General features: G+C 65.3%; 17 protein-coding genes and 1 tRNA gene. 5 read left to right on the plus strand and 13 right to left on the minus strand.

Annotated elements, in window-relative coordinates:
• Window positions 1-41 precede the first annotated feature (41 nt).
• Both ABIR17_RS00635 and ABIR17_RS00640 read left to right on the plus strand, forming a co-directional pair.
• A complete protein-coding gene (locus ABIR17_RS00635) occupies window positions 42-470 on the plus strand; it encodes a hotdog fold thioesterase (RefSeq protein WP_348002420.1) in 429 nt (142 codons plus the stop codon).
• Entirely contained in the window at window positions 467-1,156 is a 690-nt protein-coding gene (locus ABIR17_RS00640) for a tyrosine-protein phosphatase (protein WP_348002421.1), read from the plus strand. Before ABIR17_RS00635 ends, ABIR17_RS00640 begins: the two co-directional genes overlap by 4 nt.
• A gap of 21 nt (window positions 1,157-1,177) precedes the next feature.
• Here ABIR17_RS00640 and ABIR17_RS00645 read toward each other — a convergent pair whose 3' ends face one another.
• Window positions 1,178-1,783, minus strand: a complete 606-nt coding sequence (locus ABIR17_RS00645) for a response regulator (protein WP_348002422.1) — start codon at window positions 1,781-1,783, stop codon at window positions 1,178-1,180.
• A 52-nt stretch (window positions 1,784-1,835) separates the two neighbouring features.
• Between ABIR17_RS00645 and ABIR17_RS00650 the strand changes: the two genes are divergently transcribed.
• The 3 genes from ABIR17_RS00650 (at window position 1,836) to ABIR17_RS00660 (ending at window position 4,163) form a co-directional block, all read left to right on the plus strand.
• A tRNA-Leu gene (locus ABIR17_RS00650) sits at window positions 1,836-1,918 on the plus strand.
• Window positions 1,919-2,051: 133 nt separating this feature from the next.
• Window positions 2,052-3,707, plus strand: coding sequence for a hypothetical protein (locus tag ABIR17_RS00655; RefSeq protein ID WP_348002423.1), 1,656 nt, complete (start codon window positions 2,052-2,054; stop codon window positions 3,705-3,707).
• 147 nt (window positions 3,708-3,854) lie between these two features.
• Window positions 3,855-4,163 carry a DUF6855 family protein gene (locus tag ABIR17_RS00660; RefSeq protein ID WP_348002424.1) on the plus strand — a complete coding sequence of 103 codons (309 nt, stop codon included), beginning with the start codon at window positions 3,855-3,857 and terminating at the stop codon, window positions 4,161-4,163.
• 233 nt (window positions 4,164-4,396) lie between these two features.
• Here the strand turns inward: ABIR17_RS00660 and ABIR17_RS00665 are convergent, their stop codons facing one another.
• The 12 genes from ABIR17_RS00665 to hisI all read right to left on the minus strand — a co-directional run bounded on the left by ABIR17_RS00665 (window position 4,397) and on the right by hisI (window position 20,110).
• Window positions 4,397-5,536, minus strand: a complete 1,140-nt coding sequence (locus ABIR17_RS00665) for a FecR family protein (RefSeq protein ID WP_348002425.1) — start codon at window positions 5,534-5,536, stop codon at window positions 4,397-4,399.
• Window positions 5,537-5,910: 374 nt separating this feature from the next.
• A complete protein-coding gene (gene pyk / locus ABIR17_RS00670) occupies window positions 5,911-7,368 on the minus strand; it encodes a pyruvate kinase (protein WP_348002426.1) in 1,458 nt (485 codons plus the stop codon).
• Window positions 7,369-7,427: 59 nt separating this feature from the next.
• Complete coding sequence (locus tag ABIR17_RS00675) at window positions 7,428-8,885, minus strand: glutamate synthase subunit beta (protein WP_348002427.1); 1,458 nt, start codon at window positions 8,883-8,885, stop codon at window positions 7,428-7,430.
• Window positions 8,878-13,479, minus strand: a complete 4,602-nt coding sequence (gltB, locus tag ABIR17_RS00680) for a glutamate synthase large subunit (protein ID WP_348002428.1) — start codon at window positions 13,477-13,479, stop codon at window positions 8,878-8,880. The genes ABIR17_RS00675 and gltB overlap by 8 nt, the downstream gene beginning before the upstream one ends.
• Window positions 13,480-13,573: 94 nt before the next feature.
• Entirely contained in the window at window positions 13,574-14,668 is a 1,095-nt protein-coding gene (locus ABIR17_RS00685; protein WP_348002429.1) for a prolipoprotein diacylglyceryl transferase, read from the minus strand.
• Between the two features lie 10 nt (window positions 14,669-14,678).
• Window positions 14,679-15,485 carry a tryptophan synthase subunit alpha gene (gene trpA / locus ABIR17_RS00690; RefSeq protein WP_348002430.1) on the minus strand — a complete coding sequence of 269 codons (807 nt, stop codon included), beginning with the start codon at window positions 15,483-15,485 and terminating at the stop codon, window positions 14,679-14,681.
• Window positions 15,482-16,720 (minus strand): tryptophan synthase subunit beta, encoded by a 1,239-nt coding sequence (gene trpB / locus ABIR17_RS00695; protein WP_348002431.1) that lies wholly within the window; start codon window positions 16,718-16,720, stop codon window positions 15,482-15,484. The genes trpA and trpB overlap by 4 nt, the downstream gene beginning before the upstream one ends.
• Complete coding sequence (trpC, locus tag ABIR17_RS00700) at window positions 16,717-17,496, minus strand: indole-3-glycerol phosphate synthase TrpC (RefSeq protein WP_348002432.1); 780 nt, start codon at window positions 17,494-17,496, stop codon at window positions 16,717-16,719. The genes trpB and trpC overlap by 4 nt, the downstream gene beginning before the upstream one ends.
• A gap of 1 nt (window position 17,497) precedes the next feature.
• Window positions 17,498-17,728, minus strand: a complete 231-nt coding sequence (locus ABIR17_RS00705) for a DUF6704 family protein (protein ID WP_348002433.1) — start codon at window positions 17,726-17,728, stop codon at window positions 17,498-17,500.
• A gap of 12 nt (window positions 17,729-17,740) precedes the next feature.
• Entirely contained in the window at window positions 17,741-18,205 is a 465-nt protein-coding gene (locus tag ABIR17_RS00710) for a Trp biosynthesis-associated membrane protein (RefSeq protein WP_348002434.1), read from the minus strand.
• A 13-nt stretch (window positions 18,206-18,218) separates the two neighbouring features.
• The gene (locus ABIR17_RS00715; RefSeq protein WP_348002435.1) at window positions 18,219-19,760 is read right to left on the minus strand and encodes an anthranilate synthase component I; all 1,542 of its coding nucleotides are present in this window, start codon (window positions 19,758-19,760) and stop codon (window positions 18,219-18,221) included.
• Window positions 19,757-20,110 (minus strand): phosphoribosyl-AMP cyclohydrolase, encoded by a 354-nt coding sequence (hisI, locus tag ABIR17_RS00720; RefSeq protein ID WP_348002436.1) that lies wholly within the window; start codon window positions 20,108-20,110, stop codon window positions 19,757-19,759. The genes ABIR17_RS00715 and hisI overlap by 4 nt, the downstream gene beginning before the upstream one ends.

Here is a 20,110-nt window from a genome sequence, read left to right on the forward strand (position 1 = left end):
GCTCAGCCTAGCCGCCGCATCCGACACCCCTGGAGGGCCCCATGACTGTGAAGCTCCCCGCCGATTTGCACCCCGACTTGATCGCTCGGTTCCGCGACGGAGGGGGTCCGTTGGCCAACAAGATGGGGATCGAGTTCCTTGAGCTCGGTGCCGACTACTCGGTCGCCCGGATGCCCGTCGAGGGCAACACTCAGGTCGTCGGACTTCTGCACGGCGGTGCTCACGTCGTGCTCGGCGAGTCGCTTGGATCCCTCTCGGCCGCGGTCCACGGCGGCCACGAGCACGTCGCGGTGGGCATCGAGATCAACGCCTCCCACAGCCGATCCGTCACCTCGGGATGGGTCACCGGAACGTGCCGCGCCATCTCGCTCGGTCGCACGCTCTGCACCCACGAGATCGTCGTCACCGACGACGACGGCAACCGACTCTCGACGGTGCGGATGACGAACTACCTCAAGAAGATCAGGTGACCCGACGGGTCCGTTGGGGCGCCCTCCCCAACACCTGGGACTTCGGCGGCCTCCCCCGTCGATCGGAGGTGGCTGGGACGCGCGAAACTCTCTCAGGCCGCGTCTACCGAAGTGCTCGACTTGACGACCTCGACGATGCGGGATGGGCGGAACTGACACGCTCCGTCGCGACCGTCGTCGACCTCCGCAACGACTCCGAGGTGCGCATTGTTCCCCTTCGTCCGGCTCGGCTCGGCGTCATTCGCACGCCCATCGAAGACGAGGACGACGCCGAATTCATGGGCGAATGGAATCCGCTGGGATCACCCCGCTACTACGCGGCCGCAGTCGAACGCTGGCCCGATCTGTTTCGACGGGCGTTTGCTGCCATCGCGGAGGCACCGGAGGGAGGCGTGCTCATCCACTGTGCCGCCGGGCGGGATCGGACCGGTCAGATTGCGGCGCTGCTCCTCGAGCGGGCGGGGGCAGAGCGCTCAGCGATTCTGGATGACTACGAACGGGCAGTCCGCGCAGCGAACGATCATCTTGAGAACCACCCGAGCGAGCACGATGTCGCCGTTGACAGCGACACTCTGCGCGAACGCCTGGTGGTTGCCCGCGCGACCCTCGACGACTTCCTCAGCACCACAAGCGTCACGCCGTTCGAAGCCGAACTGTCGGCCGCCGCAGCGCGACTGACGGGCTGAACGCCTACTTCTGCTTTACGCCTACTTCTTGGGGGCGAGCTGTTCGACGATCGCGACGGCGACGTCATGCATCGTGAGGCGACGATCCATGGATGCCTTCTGAATCCAGCGGAACGCGTCGGGCTCCGAGAGCCCCATCTTCTCGTTGAGCAACCCCTTGGCCCGATCCACGAGCTTGCGGGTCTCGAAACGCTCAACCATGTCAGCGACTTCGGCCTCGAGTGTGACGATCTGCTGATAGCGACTGAGCGCGATCTCGATTGCCGGCAACAGGTCGTTCGGAGTGAACGGCTTTACGACGTAAGCCATCGCGCCAGCCTCGCTCGCGCGTTCGACCAGCTCCTTCTGACTGAACGCCGTCAGCAGCACGACCGGAGCAATGTGGTTCTTCGCCAGCCGCTCAGCCGCTGAGATGCCATCGAGCTTCGGCATCTTGACATCCATGATCACGAGATCGGGCTTGAGCTCGGTTGCGAGCGCCACGGCGGTCTCGCCATCACCCGCCTCGCCGACAACCTCGAAGCCGTTGTCGCGCAGAATTTCGACGATGTCGAGCCGGATGAGCGACTCATCTTCGGCGACAACCACGCGTCGAGGAGCGGTCGGGGTCTCCAGCGGATCGCTCACGCGTCGAGCCTACGGTATCGTTCCCGTTGCCGCGGTTCTTGAAGTCGCGTGCGCCGGATTGGCGGAATGGCAGACGCGACCGACTCAAAATCGGTTGCCCGAAAGGGCATGAGGGTTCGAGTCCCTCATCCGGTACAAACTCCTGTGACGAAAGTGACGCCATCCCACATCCTCGACGATCACTCCAGCTTTCGGATGCGTTGCTGGCCGAGGGGTGTCAGGGAAAGCCATGACTGGCATCGATTTTCGTCGTCCCTAGGTTCTAATCATGAGGACCCAACGGCGCCCCCTGGTCGCGACCCTGCTCACCCTGGTGGTGGGCCTCGTGCTGTCGACACCGCTCGCGGTCGCCGCGGCCGACGATGACGGACCGGCGGGCAACTACGTCGGAACGATTCACTACGGTACGGCCTTCGCTGGGGAGCCGGTCGAGTACTCGGACTTCGCGGGGTCGTACTTCGTCTCGTGCAACGGCAGATCGTGCTCCACGCAGGGCGATCTGAGAGATGCTGCGCTCCCGGTCGAGGTGGGAACCCAGACGGAAAGCGAGTTTGCGGCGTTAGGCGACGAGTGCGCCGCGTATGTACACAGCCTCGAAGATAACTCTCCCCAGGATCCCGGCAGCCCGTACTTCTGGGCACCGGCGGTGACGGCGACCGTCTCACTCGACGGTGACACGCTGACGGTGATCGAAGGCACACCCGTCGCCCGAAACTTCACGTGCCCCGGAAACGACACCGTGTTCGGCTCGTGGCAATACATCAGTGAGTTCACAGGCACTCTCGTTGCTGACACCGCCGACGCGGGCCTGACGCTCGCGCCCGACGAGGTCAGCGGCGAAACCGGGTCGCCGGCGTACTGGATCCCGACCACCGCGCCACTCACGGCCGATGAGCCGAGCGTTCTCAGCGGACTCCCGACCATCGCGGAGGCGATCACCCCGTTGCGAGTCGGGGTCGCCGCCACCGGGGCTATCGTGCTGGCTTTGCTCATGGCGTTTCCGTCCCGCCTCCTGAGCGGAGTTCGCGACCGGCTGGTGGAACGACTCAAAGCCTGGCGAAGCAAGCGTCAAGCGTCGCGAGCAGCTCGAACGGGTAAACCGGCGCCGAGGGGGAAGCCCGAGCGCGTACGGAAGCCCTACGAAGGATGGCTTCTCGCGATCGTGGGCCTGTTGATCGCGAGCGCTATTGCGGTCTTTGTTGACCCACGCGCAGGTTTCGACGGCGGCACGCTGAGGCTGCTCGGTTCTGTATTCGTCGCGTTCGTCGCTGAAGTTGCGCTGGGCTGGTTCGTGCTGATCTTCGTGGTCCGCCGCACCAATCCCGGAGCGACGGCCTGGTTTACTTTCAAACCCTGGCTGCTGCTCGCGGTCGTCGGTGCCGTGATTTTCGCCCGTCTCACGGGTTTGCAGCCCGGGATTGCGTTCGGCGCCGTCGCCGCAGTGGCCTTCGCCTCCATCGTGAACGAGAGAGACCGTGCTCGGTTCACGTTCGTCGGTATCGCCTATGCGTTCGTCTTGGCGATAATCGCATGGGTCGGGTACAGCGTGCTGGCGGGTATGGCGGACGCGAATCCCGACGCCGGGTTGCTCTTCGCGCACGAGTCTCTGGCGGCGGCGACGGTCGCGGGAATCTCCTTGCTACCCCTCCTGCTCGTCCCGGTTCGCGGCATGCCAGGCTTCGAGATCTACGGCTGGAATCGTCTGCTGTGGGGCGCGTCGTACGTTGTCGGGCTGATCACATTCCTGCTCGTGCTGCTGCCGATGCCGACATCGTGGAAGGAGGTCGCGATTTCGTTCTGGGCGTGGCTCGGTCTCTTCGGGCTCTACGCGGTGGCAGCGACTGCCGTCTGGCTCGTTGTTGCGAAGCCCTGGACACCGCAGCCCACGACAGCCGCTCCCGAGAAGGTCGCCGAAAGGGTCTAGAGCGCGGCACCGAGTCGCGACCCCATCTCTGGCGCCTCAGGGCCGGCCGCGACGACGCCAATGACGTCGTCGTGACCTTCGAGGCGCTCGCCGACACGCGAACCCGTGTCTCGATCTTGCTCAGCGGATGGGAAAGATTGGCTGCCGATGGGCTGGACTGGCACGACACCGAGATGGGAGGCTGGCTCGACCTGCTCCCCCACTATCTGCGCCGCAGCCTGGTTGCGTCGGCAAGGTGACTGGGTTCCACTCGGCGCGGCCGACGAGGGCAAGGATGCGGCGCCCGGCACTGTTGAGGCTTGGGGTCGCGACGCCTCGAATCCGGTGGGCGGCTGGTACGGCCTGCGCAAGGGTTACCGAGGGCGCTTCGGGATGTATCTGCCGCCGCTGCTCGAAGAGCTGGGAATGGCCGAACTCACGCACGACCCCCGGAACAACTCAGTGCGCGCCATCTAACCCTTGTTCGACGCAGCGGCTTCCGCGTTGTCTGCTGCGGGAGTCTTCCCGTGTCATGTCACGATGAGCCAGATCAGGGTTGCGGCGATTGCGCAGAGCACGAATAGTCAGAGCCGCGCCCTCAGGGATATCGACACGTCCCTTTCACAACGTCGGAAGCGGCAAGAGCACGACCAAGAAGGCCACGAGCTCGAAGAAGTACCCCTGAGACCGAGCGTGCAACCCCGACGAACCTAATCCCGGGTGACCGCGAAGGTGGACTTGGCGGTCGCCTCTCGCTCGAATTGTGCGCATCCGTCAAGAGAGGCCGACTCGACGATGTGGAACGACGAACCGCCGGTTCCCTCCATCGAAGTGACCAGGTAAACGTCGTCGACAACAGCCGCCTCCGTCGCTTGGAAACGCCACGTAACGAGGTTTTCGGATTTCCCATACGAGGTTCCCGCCGACGAGCAGTACCCGATCGTCTGGCTCAGCTCCCACGCGAACGCATCCCCGTCGTAACTCAGGGGAACGGTCTCGGAATGCACCTCTCCCGACTCGTTCGCGACATCCGTCACAATCTGGCCTGTGCACGGGATGCCGCCGGAGCAGTCGATATCGAACTGGTAATGGCGATCGGCCACATCGCCGATCACGGGGTACTGGACGCAATATCCCGCGCAATCTGCGCTCACCACAGTTCGAGTTCCCGAAAATCCCCCCGTCAAACTGGCGAGCGTCGGCGAGGCGTCCTGGTAGGAGGCCGCAGCGGATGCAAATCCGGCTGCTTCATCAAGGTCGGCGTTGGAGACCGCCCACGGGTCGCCGAACACCGCATCCCATGGCAGGGGAACGGACCCCTGGAATCCGTCGCCGAATTGCGCGGAGGCCGGGCCGGTCAACTGCGTGCCGTCCTTTGCCGTCACGGTCCCTTCAACGACAGCGGCCGAGCACTCGGCGGCGCAGGTAACGACGAAGGTGGTTCCCTTCGCGACAAGCTGTCCTGAGTCCGTGTCGATCCGGTAGCTGCCCGAGCCCTGTTCGCTGACCCGATTCCAGAGTCGGCCGGTGATCAAAGTTCCGCGCGCACCGTCGCCGGTCAGCTCGAAACTCGTGTCGGCACCGAGGCGGGTAAAGGAGCCATCGGGCCACAGCAACTCCACGAGCGCGTCGTCGCCTGACGTCGCGATCAGGTTTCCCGCCTGGACCGCGCCGCTCTTGTCGAGCGCCACCACGGCACCCGACGGATCAGTCACCGTCGCATCCCCAGCGATCACTCGCAGTATCGGGTTCCCCGGTCCGGAACTGCAGGCGGTGAGCGACAGGCTCGCCAGAGCAGCAACAGCCGCGATCGCGGCAAGACGATAGGCGAAGACGCTAAGAGAGGTCATGGGGAGTGCCCTTCGGGTCGAGCGCGCACCGATATTCGGGTGGTGCGTCGTGATGCGCCTCAGACAACCACCGCCGTTCACGGCCCAACAGTCATGGAAATCCATGACAGTCCGGCACCCGCGGCGTCAGATCCTGGGTGGTCGCCGGCCCACTGCTCGAGTCAGATCACGAATGACAGCCGCGTTGAGGGCGCCGATACCAACGCACCGGTGCCGCCGCGAGTTGCGGCTGCGCGTGACCGGTCCACCCGAAGCCATCGCACCATCGGTGCGACGCCGCATCGGCCGGATCGGGATACCCCGCTCAGAAAGTCGACTGGGTCGATCCTGGCAGCACTAGCTACCGGGATCGACCCCGCGATCGAGGGCACGGATCAGTCGGCGTGCTCGCCCGACTCCCAGATCGGCGCCACGGCGTTGATCGCCGAGCCGATGATGTGCACCCGCATGTCGTTCGTCGAACCGGGAACTCCGGGAGGGGATCCGGAGATCACCACAACCTTGTCTCCCTCTTCCGCCAGCCCAGCACCCATGAGCACCTTGTCGACCTGTTTGTACATCGCGTCGGTGTGGTCGACCCGGTCGACCAGGAACGATTCGATGCCCCAGATGAGGTTCATCCGCCGGCGAATCGCCTCGTCGGGGGTGAACGCCTTCATCGGGATGCGGAACCGCAGCCGAGACATCCGCCGAGCGGAGTCACCCGACTCGGTGAACACGCAAACGTACTTCGCGTCGACGAAGTCGGCAACCTCGGCAGCGGCCAGGGTGATCGCGCCACCCTGGGTGCGCGGCTTGGTACCGAGCGGCGGGATGCGTTCGAGCCCGTGGTCTTCGGTCGAGGCAACGATGCGCGCCATGGTCTGCACCGTGATCACCGGGTACTTTCCCACGCTGGTTTCGCCGGAAAGCATGACCGCGTCGGCGCCGTCAAGTACGGCGTTCGCGACGTCGGATGCCTCGGCCCGTGTCGGCACCGGGTTGTCAGTCATCGACTCGAGCATTTGGGTCGCGACAATGACGGGCTTGGCCATGCGGCGTGAGAGTTCGATCGTGCGCTTCTGCACGATCGGCACGGCCTCAAGCGGCAGTTCGACCGCGAGATCTCCGCGGGCGACCATGATCGCGTCGAAGGCGTCAATGATCTCTTCGAGGTTGTCGACAGCCTGGGGCTTTTCGATCTTGGCGATCACGGGAACCTTGCGGCCCTCTTCGGCCATGATCTCGTGCACGCGATCGACGTCGGCGGCGTTGCGCACAAACGACAAGGCGATGTAATCGGCGCCCAGTTTGAGACCCCAGCGGAGGTCTTGTTCGTCCTTCTCGGACAGGGCGGGAACGTTGACCGCTACCCCCGGCAAGTTGATTCCCTTGTTGTTGGAGATCATCCCGGCGACAACACATTCGGTCTTCACCCGAACGCCGTCGGTCTCGAGAACCTTGATTTTGACCTTGCCGTCATCGATCAACAAGAAGTCACCCGGTGAGACGTCGTTCGGCAGACCCTTGAAGGTCGTCCCGACCAGGTCCTTCGTGCCGGGAACGTCTTCGGTCGTGATCGTCAGGATGTCGCCGACCTCAAGCATGTGCGGACCGTCGGCGAACTTCGCGAGGCGAATCTTCGGCCCCTGGAGGTCGACGAGCACCGCGACCGGGACTCCGAGGTCGGCGGCGGCTTTGCGGACGTTCGCGTAGACCTCCTCGTGCACCTCGTAGCTGCCGTGGCTGAGGTTCATGCGGGCGACGTTGACGCCCGCGTCGATGATGGCGCGGAGGGATTCGTAACTCGACGTGGCCGGCCCGAGGGTGGCGACGATCTTGGCTCTTCTCATGTGCAGCGGATTCTTTCAGTGGTGGCGGGAGCAGGTGATGACTTGCGGGAAGTCGGGAGTCAGACGGTGAGCGCTCGATCCGTTGGCTTGACCGGGAAGGGAAGTTCGGTCTCGCCCTCGAGGAACCGATCGACGGCGGATGCCGCGGCGCGGCCCTCGGCAATCGCCCAGACGATGAGTGATTGGCCGCGACCCGCGTCGCCGGCGACGAAGACACCCGACTGGCTGGTGGCATAGTCGCCATCGCGGTCAACATTGCCACGGTCATCGAACGGTACGCGCAACTGCTCATCAAGGCTGTCGGGCTCGGCACCCGTGAAGCCCATCGCGATCAGCACGAGGTCGGCCGGGATCTCGCGTTCGCTGCCCGACTTCGGAACACGTCTCCCATCGAGATACTCGGTCTCGGCAACCCGCAGCGCGCGTACCTCCCCCGCGTCGTTGGCGAGAAACTCGACCGTCGATGCGAGGTACATCCGCTCGCCGCCCTCTTCGTGGGCGCTCGAGATCTCGAACAGGGTCGGAGCGAGCGGCCAGGGCTGGTGTCCGGGCCGCTCGGCGGGAGGTTGCACGCCGATCGCGAGGTTGGTAACGCTCAACGCCCCTTGGCGGTGTGCGGTACCAATGCAATCCGCACCGGTGTCGCCGCCGCCGATGACGATGACATGACGTCCTTCAGCTGTCAGCGGCGAGCCAACAACATCGCCCGCGCCGATCTTGTTTTGTTGCACCAGGTAGTCCATCGCGAAATGAACTCCCATCAGGTCACGGCCCGGAATGGGGAGGTCGCGCGGCACGGTTGCTCCGGTGGCAATCACGACGGCGTCGTAACGCGAGCGAAGGTCGCTCCAGGTGATGTCGACGCCGATGTTCACGCCCGCCCGGAACCTGGTGCCCTCGGTCTGCATTTGTGCCAGTCGGGCATCCAACCGCTTCTTTTCCATCTTGAAGTCCGGGATGCCGTAGCGCAGCAGGCCCCCGATGCGGTCGTCGCGCTCGTACACGGCAACGGTGTGACCGGCCCGCGTGAGTTGTTGCGCGGCAGCGAGCCCTGCCGGGCCAGAACCGACGATTGCAACGGTCTTGCCGGTCAGGCGCTCGGGCGGATGCGGTTGGACCCATCCGTTTGCCCACGCCTGATCGATGATCGACACTTCGATCTGCTTAATGGTGACGGCGGGCTGGTTGATTCCCAGAACGCAGCTGGATTCACACGGCGCCGGGCACAGCGTGCCGGTGAACTCAGGAAAGTTGTTGGTCGCGTGCAACCGGTCGATGGCCTGCCGACCCTCGCCGCGCCAGGTGAGGTCGTTCCACTCCGGGATGAGGTTGCCGAGCGGGCAGCCGTGGTGGCAAAACGGCACACCACAATCCATGCACCGACCGGCTTGGCGTCGGAGCTGCGACGGGTCCTGATTCTCGTAGACCTCTTTCCAGTCCATGATGCGAACCGGCACCGGACGTCGCGAAGGCAATTCACGTTCCTGGGTCTTCAGAAACCCCTTGGGATCACCCACCGGTCACCTCCATAATCCGCGTCCACACCACGTCGCCGTCAGGGTCGAGACCCTCGTCAACGGCATCCTTTCGGGTTTTCAAGACAGCCGCGTAGTCCCGCGGCAGCACCTTCACGAACGCCGCCATCGTCGCGTCGAGATCGGCAAGCATGTTCGAGGCGAGCACCGACTCGGTTTCGGCGACGTGCTTGCGCAGCAGGTCACTCAGAATCTCGACGTCGGCGCTGTCGAGCGGCAGCAACTCCAGTTCGCCGTTCTCGAGTGCCGCGCTGTTGACGCGTTCGGACCGCAGCTCGTAGACGTACGCCGTTCCCCCCGACATTCCGGCTCCGAGGTTGCGCCCGGTGGAGCCCAGAATCACCGCAAGCCCGCCTGTCATGTATTCCAGCGCGTGGTCGCCGACACCCTCCACGACGGCGGTCGCACCCGAGTTGCGCACCAGGAAGCGCTCGCCAACAACGCCGCGGATGAACATGCTGCCCTGCGTCGCGCCGTAGCCGAGCACGTTGCCCGCGATCACGTTGCGTTCAGCAGCGAAAACCGCGGTTCGCGGCGGACGCAGGATGATCTGCCCGCCCGAGAGACCCTTGCCCACGTAGTCGTTGCTGTCACCTTCGAGCCGAAGGGTGATGCCGTTGGGCATGAACGCGCCGAGCGACTGTCCTGCCGATCCGGTCATCGAGATCTCGATCGTGCCTTCGGGTAGCCCGTGCTCGCCGTGCCTCTTGGTCACCTCATAGCCGAGCATCGTGCCGACGGCTCGCTCGGTGTTCTTAACCGGAATCGAGATTTCTACGTGCTCGCCGTGTTCGAGAGCTGCGGCACTGCGGCGGATGAGTTCGACGTCAAAATGCTGATCGAGGTCATGCTTCTGCGCGCGGCCGTTGCGACGCGGTTCGTCGTCGTCGAACTCGGGGCCGCGCAGCACCGGTGTCAGGTCGAGACCGTCAGCCTTCCAGTGTTCGATTGCGCGGTCGACATCAAGCAGCTCGGTGCGACCGATCGCCTCATCGAGCGAGCGGAAGCCCAGCTCAGCGAGGTATTCGCGCACCTCTTGAGCCAGGAACTCGAAGAAGGTCTGCACGAACTCGGGCTTGCCGCTGAACCGGGCGCGCAACTCCGGGTTCTGGGTCGCAACGCCGACCGGGCAGGTGTCGAGGTGACACACGCGCATCAGGATGCATCCCGAGACGACCAGCGGTGCCGTGGCGAAGCCATACTCCTCGGCGCCGAGCAGCGCGGCGATCACGACATCCCGACCGGTCTTCAACTGGCCATCGACCTGCACGACCACGCGGTCGCGCATGCCGTTGAGCATGAGCGTCTGTTGCGTCTCGGCGAGTCCGATCTCCCACGGCGTTCCCGCGTGCTTGAGCGAGTTGAGGGGCGAGGCGCCGGTGCCGCCGTCGTGTCCGGAGACCAGCACGACATCCGCCAGCGCTTTCGTGACGCCGGCGGCGACGGCGCCGATCCCCGACTGCGACACCAACTTCACGTGGATGCGGGCCACCGGGTTCGCGCGTTTCAGGTCGAAGATGAGCTGCTTGAGATCTTCGATCGAGTAGATGTCGTGGTGAGGAGGCGGCGAGATCAGACCCACGCCCGCGGTGGAGTGTCGGGTACGCGCAATCCACGGGTACACCTTCGTTGCCGCCAACTGGCCACCCTCGCCGGGCTTGGCACCCTGCGCCATCTTGATCTGGATGTCGGTGGCGTTGGTGAGATAGAGGCTGGTGACACCGAACCGCCCGCTGGCGACCTGCTTCACCTTGCTGCGGCGCTCCGGGTCGAGCAGGCGATCGACGTCCTCGCCACCTTCGCCGGTGTTCGATCGGCCGCCGATGCGGTTCATCGCGATCGCCAGCGTCTCGTGCGCCTCTTTCGAGATCGACCCGTAGCTCATCGCGCCGGTGTTGAAGCGGGAGATGATCGACTCGATCGGCTCGACCTCGTCGAGGGGCACCGCTTTGCGGTCACCGTCGAACTTGAACAGCCCGCGCAGCGTCATCAGGTTCTCGGCCTGCTCGTCGACCAGGCGCGTGTAGTCGCGGAAAATGTCGTAGCGACGCGCCCGAGTCGAATGCTGAAGGCGAAACACCGTGTCGGGGTTGAACAAGTGCGGGGGGCCTTCGCGGCGCCACTGGTATTCGCCGCCGACCTGAAGGCGTTCGTGGGCGAGCACCGCACCATCACGCGGATACGCGGCCGCGTGACGGGCCGCGTTCTCAGCCGCGACCACCTCCATCCCGACCCCACCGAGCAGGCTCGTGGTTCCGGTGAAGTACTGGTCGACGAACTCTTGACTCAAGCCGACCGCCTCGAAGGCTTGGGCTCCCGCATAGGAGCCGACGACCGAGATGCCCATTTTCGACATGATCTTCAGCACCCCCTTACCGAGACCCTTGATGAGGTTCTTGACCGCCTTCTCGGGAGTGAGGCCCGTGATCATCCCCGACAGCACGAGCTGCTCGGCAGTCTCCATCGCGAGGTACGGGTTGATCGCTGAGGCGCCGTAGCCGACCAGCAGAGCCACGTGGTGCACTTCGCGCACGTCGCCGGCCTCGACCACCAACCCGACCTTCATGCGGGTCTCCTGACGAATCAGGTGGTGGTGAACGGCCGACAGCATCAGCAGCGACGGGATCGGAGCCAAGTCGGCATTCGAGTCGCGGTCCGACAGCACCAAGAACTGCGCACCGTCGGCAACGCCCGCGTCGGCCTCCTCGCACATCTGCTTCAGGCGAGATGCCAGAGCTTCGGTGCCTTCGTCGATTCGGTAGAGACCCTTGATGACCCGGGTGCGCTTGGCTCCGAGCTCGTCGTCGCGACGCGAGACAAGGTGCTGGATCTTCGCGAGTTCGTCGTTGTCGATCACCGGGAAGTCGAGAACGACCTGCCGGGCGTGGTCGGGCGTGGCTGCGAGCAGGTTGCGCTCTGGGCCGAGGCCGAGCTTCATGCTCGTGACGACCTCTTCGCGGATGCTGTCAAGCGGCGGGTTGGTCACCTGCGCGAAAGCCTGGGTGAAGTAGTCGAACAGCAAGCGCGGACGCTCGCTCAGCACCGCGATGGGAGTGTCGGAACCCATCGCGCCGAGAGGTTCGGTTCCCGTCGTCGCCATCGGCGTCAGCAGGATCCGTACCTCTTCCTCGGTATAACCGAAGGTGCGCTGGCGGCGCACGACAGAAGCGGGTGTGTGCGAGATGTGTTCGCGCTCGGGCAGATCGGCCAACCGGATGCGGCCCGCATCGAGCCACTCCTGCCAGGGTTGCGATGCCGCGAGTTCGGCTTTGACCTCGTCGTCTTCGACGATCCGACCAGCGACCGTGTCGACGAGGAACATCTTGCCCGGGCGGAGCCGGCCCTTGCGCACGATCCGGTCGGGCGGAAACTCGAGAACGCCGATCTCGCTCGCCAGCACCACGAGTCCGTCGTCGGTGACCACGAACCGACCGGGGCGCAGCCCATTGCGGTCCAGAGTCGCCCCGACGAACTCGCCGTCGGTGAAGACCAGCGCGGCCGGCCCATCCCACGGCTCCATGAGCATCGAGTGGAACTCGTAGAACGAACGCCGGGCCGGGTCGATGTCGACCTGGTTCTCCCAGGCTTCCGGCACCATCATCATCATCGCGTGCGGCAGCGAGCGGCCCCCCAGGTTGAGCAGCTCGACAGCCTCGTCGAACGATGCCGAGTCGCTCGCGCCGGGGGTGATCACCGGGAAAAGCGGTTTGAGGTCACCCAGCAGGTCGCTCTGCAACTGACTCTGGCGCGCGCGCATCCAGTTGCGGTTCCCCTGAACGGTGTTGATCTCACCGTTGTGCGCGATCATCCGGAACGGCTGCGCCAGTGGCCAGGACGGGAAGGTGTTCGTCGAGTAGCGGGAGTGCACGAGAGCGAGCTTCGACACGAACCGCTCGTCAGAGAGGTCGGGGTAGAACGGCTCGAGCTGGAGGGTCGTGACCATGCCCTTGTAAACCAGAGTTCGCGCTGAAAGCGAGGGGAAGTAGGCGCCCAGCTCTCGCTCGGCGCGCTTGCGCAGCCGGAACGTCAGGCGATCAATCAGGATGCCAGCCAACGGCTGACCGACCCCACCTTCTTCTAACGGCGGGCCTGCGATCGTCGGCTCGAGGAAGAGCTGCTCAAACACCGGCGCCGCCTCGCGGGCGAGGTTGCCCAGGTGTACAGGGTTGGTCGGAACGTCACGCCAGCCCAGAACACGCAGGTGCTCTTCATCCGCGATCTTTGCGATCGCGGCCTTCTGCTGTTCGCGCTCGCCCTGATCGGTGGGGAGGAACGCCATCCCGACCGCGTAGCGTCCCGCGGGCGGCAGATCGAAGCCTGCGACCGCCCGCAGAAACAAGTCGGGAATCTGCGTGACGATCCCGGCGCCGTCCCCGGTGCCAGCATCCGACCCGATCGCGCCGCGATGCTCGAGGTGACGCAGAGCTTCGAGTGCTTGGGTCACGATGTCGTGGCCCGCCGTGCCGCGGAGGGTCGCGACCATCGCGAGCCCGCAGGCATCCTTCTCGGAGGCAGGGTTGTAGAGTCCCTGCCTCGCGGGAACGGTACTAAACCGTTCGAACGCGTTCTCTGCCATAACTACCGTCCTCACGATGGTGCTGAGTGGGACGTCTCTGGCCCAACGGATGCTGTGTGCGTCCCGGGCCGCGAGGGTGCGCGCGACAGCGGGACTACTTTCGGGTTGCTCCGCTTGTGGCAGGTACCGCAGGCGATCCGGCGCCATCGCCGGGCTCGTCTGAGTCCGAGTAGATCTCATCGGAGTCTACCGCAGAGTCGGGTTTCCACTCTTTTCCGGGGCGGTAGACGCTTGGCTCCAGCCCGACGTGGCTCTTGGACTGAATGATCAGGATCAGCAGCCCAACAACGATCGCGGCCAGTGCTCCCCAGACGTTGGATCGGATGCCGAGGAACGTCTCGCTCGGGTCGAGTCGGATGGACTCGAACCACGAACGGCCGATGCCGTACCAGATGAGGTACAGCCCCACCATCTTGCCCCAGCGCCAGGCGTCGCGACGCACGAAGGTTGGCCAGATCGGCAGGAATCGCCCGATACCTGTCGCGACCTTGCTGAACGAGACGCGGTTCTCAATGGCCATCAGGATCGCGAAGCCCGCGAGAAGCCAGATGATTTCGTACAGGAAGGTCGGGTGGAAGAGCGTGTCGTCAGGTAGACCAACCGGGATCGCCGAGTTGGGGCGGTCGATCTCAAGGCCCCACGGGAGGTCAGTCGGCAGGCCGAACAGCTCCTGGTTGAAGTAGTTGCCGAGCCGACCGAAGGCCTGCGCGAGCAGCAGAGTCGGCGCCATCGCATCGACAGCCGCCGTGAATCTGAGGCCCGCAATGCGGCACGCGATGTAGACGCCGAGGGCGCCAAACAGCACCGCGCCGAAGATGGCGACTCCGCCCTCCCAGACTGCCCAGACGCTGCCCGGTTTGGTGACATCCCAGGTGTTCTTGCCGGGACCGAAGTAGTCGTCCGGGTGCGTGACGACGTGCCAGGCACGCGAACCGATGATGCCGAAGACGACCGCCCAGATCGCGAGGTCGACAACGAGCCACGGTTCGGCACCGCGCTTGGTCAGCCGGTAGTTCGAGACCACGATCGCGACAATGATGCCGACCAGGATCGCAATGGCGTACATGTGGATCACGAATTGCGTCGGGAACCACGGGAAGATCCCGACCAGGGCATCGTGGATGAACCCGAGCGGGATGTTGATGGTCGCCCAGTCAGAGGGGGGGCTGGGAAGGCTCAGCGGCAGCACGAACGCGAGTCTACTTCCCCGTCGCGGAGGTACCGGACGCCAGTTCGGCAGCCTTTGCTGCAACGCCCGACACCCCACCCTCGGCAAGAGCCGTGACCAGCGCCGCTCCGACGATCGCGCCGTCGGCGTAGCCGAGAACTTCGGCGACCTGTGTGCCCGACGAGATCCCGATCCCGACGCAGACGTTCGCCGTTCCCGCCTCGCGGAGCCGCGCCACCAGGGTGCGTGCGGCGTCGTCGACGGTCTGCCGCGCTCCGGTCACACCCATCGTCGAGACCGCGTACACGAACCCGCGTGACGCCGCCACAGTTGTCGCCAAGCGGGCATCGGTGGATGACGGAGCCGCCAGAAATATCCGGTCGAGACCGGTGCGGTCACTCGTCGTAATCCACTCGACTGCGGAGTCGGGGGTGATGTCGGGCGTGATGAGTCCCGCTCCCCCGGCATCGCGGAGTGCGTCGGCGAACCGGTCGACGCCGAACTGCAGCACCGGATTCCAGTAGGTCATCACGAGAACCGGGATGTCGACTCGCGCTCGCACTGCCTCAACGGCGGTGAATACGTCGCGCACTCGAAATCCACCCGCAAGTGCGGTCTCGGTCGCCTTCTGGATCGCAAGGCCGTCCATCACAGGGTCCGAGTAGGGCAACCCAAGTTCGAGCGCATCCACGCCGTTCTCAGCTAGCGCGACGGCCGCGTCGATGCTCGTCTGCAGGTCGGGGAAACCGATCGGCAGATATCCGATGAGGCTGCCGCGACCCGTTGCCCGATTGGCGGCGATCGTGTCGGCGACCGACGGAGCGATGGCGGCGGTCATGACTGCTTCGCCCCGTCGTCGAACAGGCCGAACCACTTGCCTGCGGTCTCGACGTCTTTGTCGCCGCGGCCGCTGAGGTTGATCAGAATCGTGACGTCGGGTCCGAGTTCTCGGCCGAGCCGTAGCGCGCCAGCTAGGGCGTGAGCGGATTCGATGGCCGGGATGATCCCTTCCGTCATCGAGAGCAGGCGCAAAGCATCCATCGCCTCGGTGTCGGTCGCCGGCAAGTAGGTCGCCCGGCCGGAGTCGTTGAGTGCCGCGTGCTCAGGTCCGACGCCGGGGTAGTCGAGTCCTGCGGAGATCGAGTGCGACTCGATGGTCTGGCCGTCGTCGTCTTGCAGCACATACGAGCGGGAGCCGTGCAGGATGCCGGGGCGTCCGCGCTCGATCGTCGCCGCGTGCTTCTCCGTGTCGACCCCATCACCCGCCGCCTCGATGCCGATCAGTTTCACATCGGCGTCATCGAGGAAGGCGTGAAAGATGCCGATCGCGTTCGAGCCGCCGCCGACGCAGGCCATCACGACATCCGGAAGCTTGCCGGTGAGGTCAAGCACCTGCTGACGCGCCTCTTCGCCGATGATCTTCTGGAAGTCACGCACCATGGCAGGAAACGGATGCGGTCCGGCCGCAGTGCCGAAGATGTAGTTGGTCGTCTCGACGCTCGTGACCCATTCGCGGTAGGCCTCGTTGATCGCATCCTTGAGGGTGCGCGACCCGGTCTTCACGGGAACCACCTCGGCGCCCAAGAGCCGCATCCGTGCGACGTTGAGCGCCTGCCGCTGGGTGTCGACTTCGCCCATGAACACCGTGCATTCAAGTCCAAAAAGTGCCGCAGCCGTAGCCGTGGCAACCCCGTGCTGGCCGGCGCCGGTTTCGGCGATGACGCGCTTCTTGCCGAGCCGCTTGGTGAGCAGAGCCTGGCCGAGCACGTTGTTGATCTTGTGCGAACCCGTGTGGTTGAGGTCCTCGCGCTTCAGGATGATGCGCGCGCCACCGGCGTGCTCGGCGAACCGGGGCACCTCGGTGATGATCGACGGACGACCGGTGTAGGTGCGATGCAGCTCGGCCAGTTCGGCCTGAAACGCCGGGTCGACCTTCGCGACCTCGTACGCGGCAGCCAGTTCGTCGATCGCCTTGATCAACGACTCGGGCATGAAACGCCCACCGTAGGCGTCGAAGAACGGGCCGGGACGGTTCATCAAACTCGCCCCCTGAGCCGGTCGAAGGGTGGTCATCGTCCTGCCTCCAAGAAACTCTCAAGTCGCGCCACAGGGTCGCCGTCGGTGACCAGCGCTTCACCGATCAGGACGACATCCGCCCCTGCAGCGCGGTAGTGGGCAACGTCGGCCGAGTCTTTCACCGCTGACTCTGCGATGCGGATGACGCCCGACGGGATGCGGTCGGCCAGCGACCCGAACAGATTGCGATCGAGCTCAAACGTTGACAGATTGCGGGCGTTGACGCCAACGATCGACGCGCCAACATCCAGTGCGCGCTCAACCTCCTCGGCGGAGTGAGTCTCGACGAGGGGCGTCATGCCCAGTTCGACGATGAGCGCGTGAAGTTCGTGCAGAACCGGTTGAGTGAGTGCCGCAACAATGAGAAGGACGAGGTCGGCATCCGCGGCGCGGGCTTCGAAAACTTGGTAGGGCTCGGCGATGAAGTCTTTGCGCAAGACCGGCACGCCTACGGCAGCCCGCACCTGGACGAGGTCGTCGAGGGATCCCCCGAAGCGGCGACCCTCGGTCAGCACGCTGATCGCGCTCGCACCGCCCGCCTCGTACGACACCGCGAGGGCGGCGGGGTCGGCGATCTCGGCGAGAGCTCCTCGCGAGGGGCTGGCCCGCTTCACCTCGGCGATGACCTTGATGCGATCGGCGGGCGCAAGAACCGCCATCACGTCGCGCGCTGCGGGTCGCGCCAGCGCTGCTGCTTCAACCTCGGCCAAACCGACGAGGGCACGCCGAGCGGCCGCGTCATCGACGGCGCCGGCGACCAGCTCGGCGAGCATGTCAGGAATGAGGCTTAGGGGTGTAACGAGGGCCCTTAACTCCGTAGCCGAGCTTCGCGAGAACGAGTCCGACGATGAAGCCGAGCACGACCACGCCCACCGAGATCCAGACGATCAGCGGCTGGTCGAACCAAAACGCCAAGGTGCCGACCGCAAAACCGATCAACATGATCACTACGGCGACCCATGCAGCGGGCGAATTGCCGTGGCCGGGCTCGTTGTCGTCGCTCAACGTAAGGCTCCTTTACTCGGGTCGCGGGGACCGCGCCAAGTCTATCGGCGCGTCACCGGTCGGATCGTCGCCCGCGCTCAGTGCATCCCAGTCGCCGATCGCGTCACCGACACCCGTGGCGCGGGTGCGCGAGTACCGGCGACCCGACGTCGGCCACGCCCGGGTCGTTGCAGCCAGAGCAATTCCAACCAGCACCTGGATGCCGCCAACGACGACCGCGAGGACGAGCCAGCCGTGCACCGCATCCGCCACCGGCGTGTACACCGCGACCAACACGATGCAGCCGCCGAGAGCCGCGAGCAGGATGGCGATGATCACCCGAAAGATCGGACCGGCGAGCAAGAGCGCGGCACCGGCTGCCGCGGTCGCGAGCCCGAGCGCCGAGAAGCCGGGCGACGCCGGGCTGGCCAGCGCCGTCAGGCCCGCAAGGACCGCGAGGACGAGAAGCGACAGCAGTCGAAGGCGGCCCGGCGTCATGAGAGCAGGGCCATCAGGTGACGCGACGGAGCGCGTTGGCGACGGCGACGGCTCGAAGCGGGGCGGCGGCCTTGTTGTGAGCTTCCTGCTGCTCGGTCGCGGCATCCGAATCGGCGACCAGCCCGGCGCCGGCCTGCACGCGAGCCATCCCGCCGACAATCGTCGCTGTGCGGATCGCGATCGCCAGGTCGGAGTCACCCGCGAGGCCGAAGTAGCCGACCACTCCCCCGTAGACCCCGCGCTGCGCGGGCTCCAGCTCGTCGATGATCTCGAGCGAGCGCGGCTTGGGCGCTCCCGAGAGTGTGCCTGCCGGGAACGTGGCACGGAACACGTCGATCGAGTTCGCATCGGGCCGGAGGTCACCCTCCACCGTCGACACGAGATGCATGATGTGGCTGAACCGCTCGACCTGCATGAATTCGGTCACTTCGACGGAACCAGCGACGCACACCTTGGACAGATCGTTGCGGGCCAGATCGACGAGCATCAGGTGCTCCGCCTGCTCCTTGGGGTCGCCGAGCAGCTCGTCGGCGAGCTCGACATCCCGTTCGGCGGTGTCGCCGCGCGGCTTGGAACCAGCGATCGGATGCGTGATCACCCGGCCGTCGGCGACCTTCACCAGGGCCTCGGGAGACGACCCGACGATCGAATACGAACTGCCGTCGGGAGCGTCGAGGGTGAGCAGGTACATGTACGGGCTCGGGTTGAGGGTGCGCAAGACGCGATACACGTCGATCGGGTCGGCGGTGATTTCGTGATCGAATCGCTGCGAAATGACGACCTGAAAGACATCACCATCTCGGATGTACTGCCGTGATCTCTCGACTGAGGCCATGAAGTCGGCGGGCGTCGTGCGCGCGATCGGCTCGGGTGAAATCGAGAGGTCGACTTCCGCGAGCCAGGCTTCCGAGGGCTGCGCGAGTCCGCTCTGGAGCGTGTCGAGTCGCGCCTGAGCGTCGGCCCACATCGCATCCTCGTCATCCACCCCGTCGTTGAGCGCAGCGGCAATCAGGATCGCGGTGCCCGTGCGGTGGTCGAGCGCGACCAATTCGGAGACAAAACTCATGGCCAGACCCGGAATGTCGAAGTCGGCGGGCGGACTGTTCGGGAGTCGCTCGAGCTGGCGCACAGCCTCCCAGCCGATGAATCCAACGAGTCCGCCGGTCAGCGGCGGGTGACCATCGACCTGGGGCGTGCTCCACCGCTGGTAGAGATGGGCGAGCGCCTCAAGCGGCGCGGTCGGCACAGCGTCACCGAGAGCTCGGGATGCCGGCAGCCCGTAGTCGAGCCAGGTGGCGTGGTCGCCCTCCTGGGTCAGGACCCCGCTCGAGCCGACACCAACGAACGACCAGCGCGACCAGATGCCGCCCTGTTCGGCAGATTCCAGAAGGAAGGTGCCGGGCTTTCCGACGGCGAGTTTGCGGTAGACGCCGATGGGCGTCTCCCCGTCGGCGAACAGCCGGCGCAGAACGGGCACGACGCGGTGCCCCGCCGCAACGGCTGTGCGGAAGTCGGTGCGCGTCGTGCTGCCGACGGCGCCGGTGGCGATGCTCATGCCGACGATTCTCCCACCACGGGTTCCAGCGGATCGACATCGAAGCACGCGTGAGCTCCGGTGTGGCAAGCCGGGCCGACCTGGTGCACCGTGACCAGCAGAGTGTCACCGTCGCAGTCGAGGGCCGCTGCGCGCACGTACTGCGCGTTGCCGCTCGTGTCGCCCTTACGCCAATATTCCTGTCGGCTGCGCGACCAGAAGGTCACCCGGCCTTCGGTGAGAGTACGACGTAAGGCTTCGGCATCCATGTATCCGAGCATCAGCACGTCTCGGGTGGATTCTTCTTGAATGATCGCGGGGATCAACCCGTTCGCGTCGAATCTGGTTCGCGCAAGTACGTCGTCGCTCAT

Source organism: Pseudolysinimonas sp. (assembly GCF_039912695.1).
Lineage (GTDB): Bacteria > Actinomycetota > Actinomycetes > Actinomycetales > Microbacteriaceae > Pseudolysinimonas_A.

Bases quoted from the DNA above. Each gene is read 5' to 3' on its own strand.
- trpB (WP_348002431.1), bottom strand. From the start codon at position 16,720: ATGACCACCCTTCGACCGGCTCAGGGGGCGAGTTTGATGAACCGTCCC.
- pyk (WP_348002426.1), bottom strand. From the start codon at position 7,368: ATGAGAAGAGCCAAGATCGTCGCCACCCTCGGGCCGGCCACGTCGAGT.
- gltB (WP_348002428.1), bottom strand. From the start codon at position 13,479: ATGGCAGAGAACGCGTTCGAACGGTTTAGTACCGTTCCCGCGAGGCAG.
- hisI (WP_348002436.1), bottom strand. From the start codon at position 20,110: ATGAGCGACGACGTACTTGCGCGAACCAGATTCGACGCGAACGGGTTG.
- ABIR17_RS00665 (WP_348002425.1), bottom strand. From the start codon at position 5,536: ATGACCTCTCTTAGCGTCTTCGCCTATCGTCTTGCCGCGATCGCGGCT.
- ABIR17_RS00655 (WP_348002423.1), top strand. From the start codon at position 2,052: ATGAGGACCCAACGGCGCCCCCTGGTCGCGACCCTGCTCACCCTGGTG.
- trpA (WP_348002430.1), bottom strand. From the start codon at position 15,485: ATGACCGCCGCCATCGCTCCGTCGGTCGCCGACACGATCGCCGCCAAT.
- ABIR17_RS00660 (WP_348002424.1), top strand. From the start codon at position 3,855: ATGGGCTGGACTGGCACGACACCGAGATGGGAGGCTGGCTCGACCTGC.
- ABIR17_RS00635 (WP_348002420.1), top strand. From the start codon at position 42: ATGACTGTGAAGCTCCCCGCCGATTTGCACCCCGACTTGATCGCTCGG.
- ABIR17_RS00715 (WP_348002435.1), bottom strand. From the start codon at position 19,760: ATGAGCATCGCCACCGGCGCCGTCGGCAGCACGACGCGCACCGACTTC.
- trpC (WP_348002432.1), bottom strand. From the start codon at position 17,496: ATGCTCGCCGAGCTGGTCGCCGGCGCCGTCGATGACGCGGCCGCTCGG.
- ABIR17_RS00710 (WP_348002434.1), bottom strand. From the start codon at position 18,205: ATGACGCCGGGCCGCCTTCGACTGCTGTCGCTTCTCGTCCTCGCGGTC.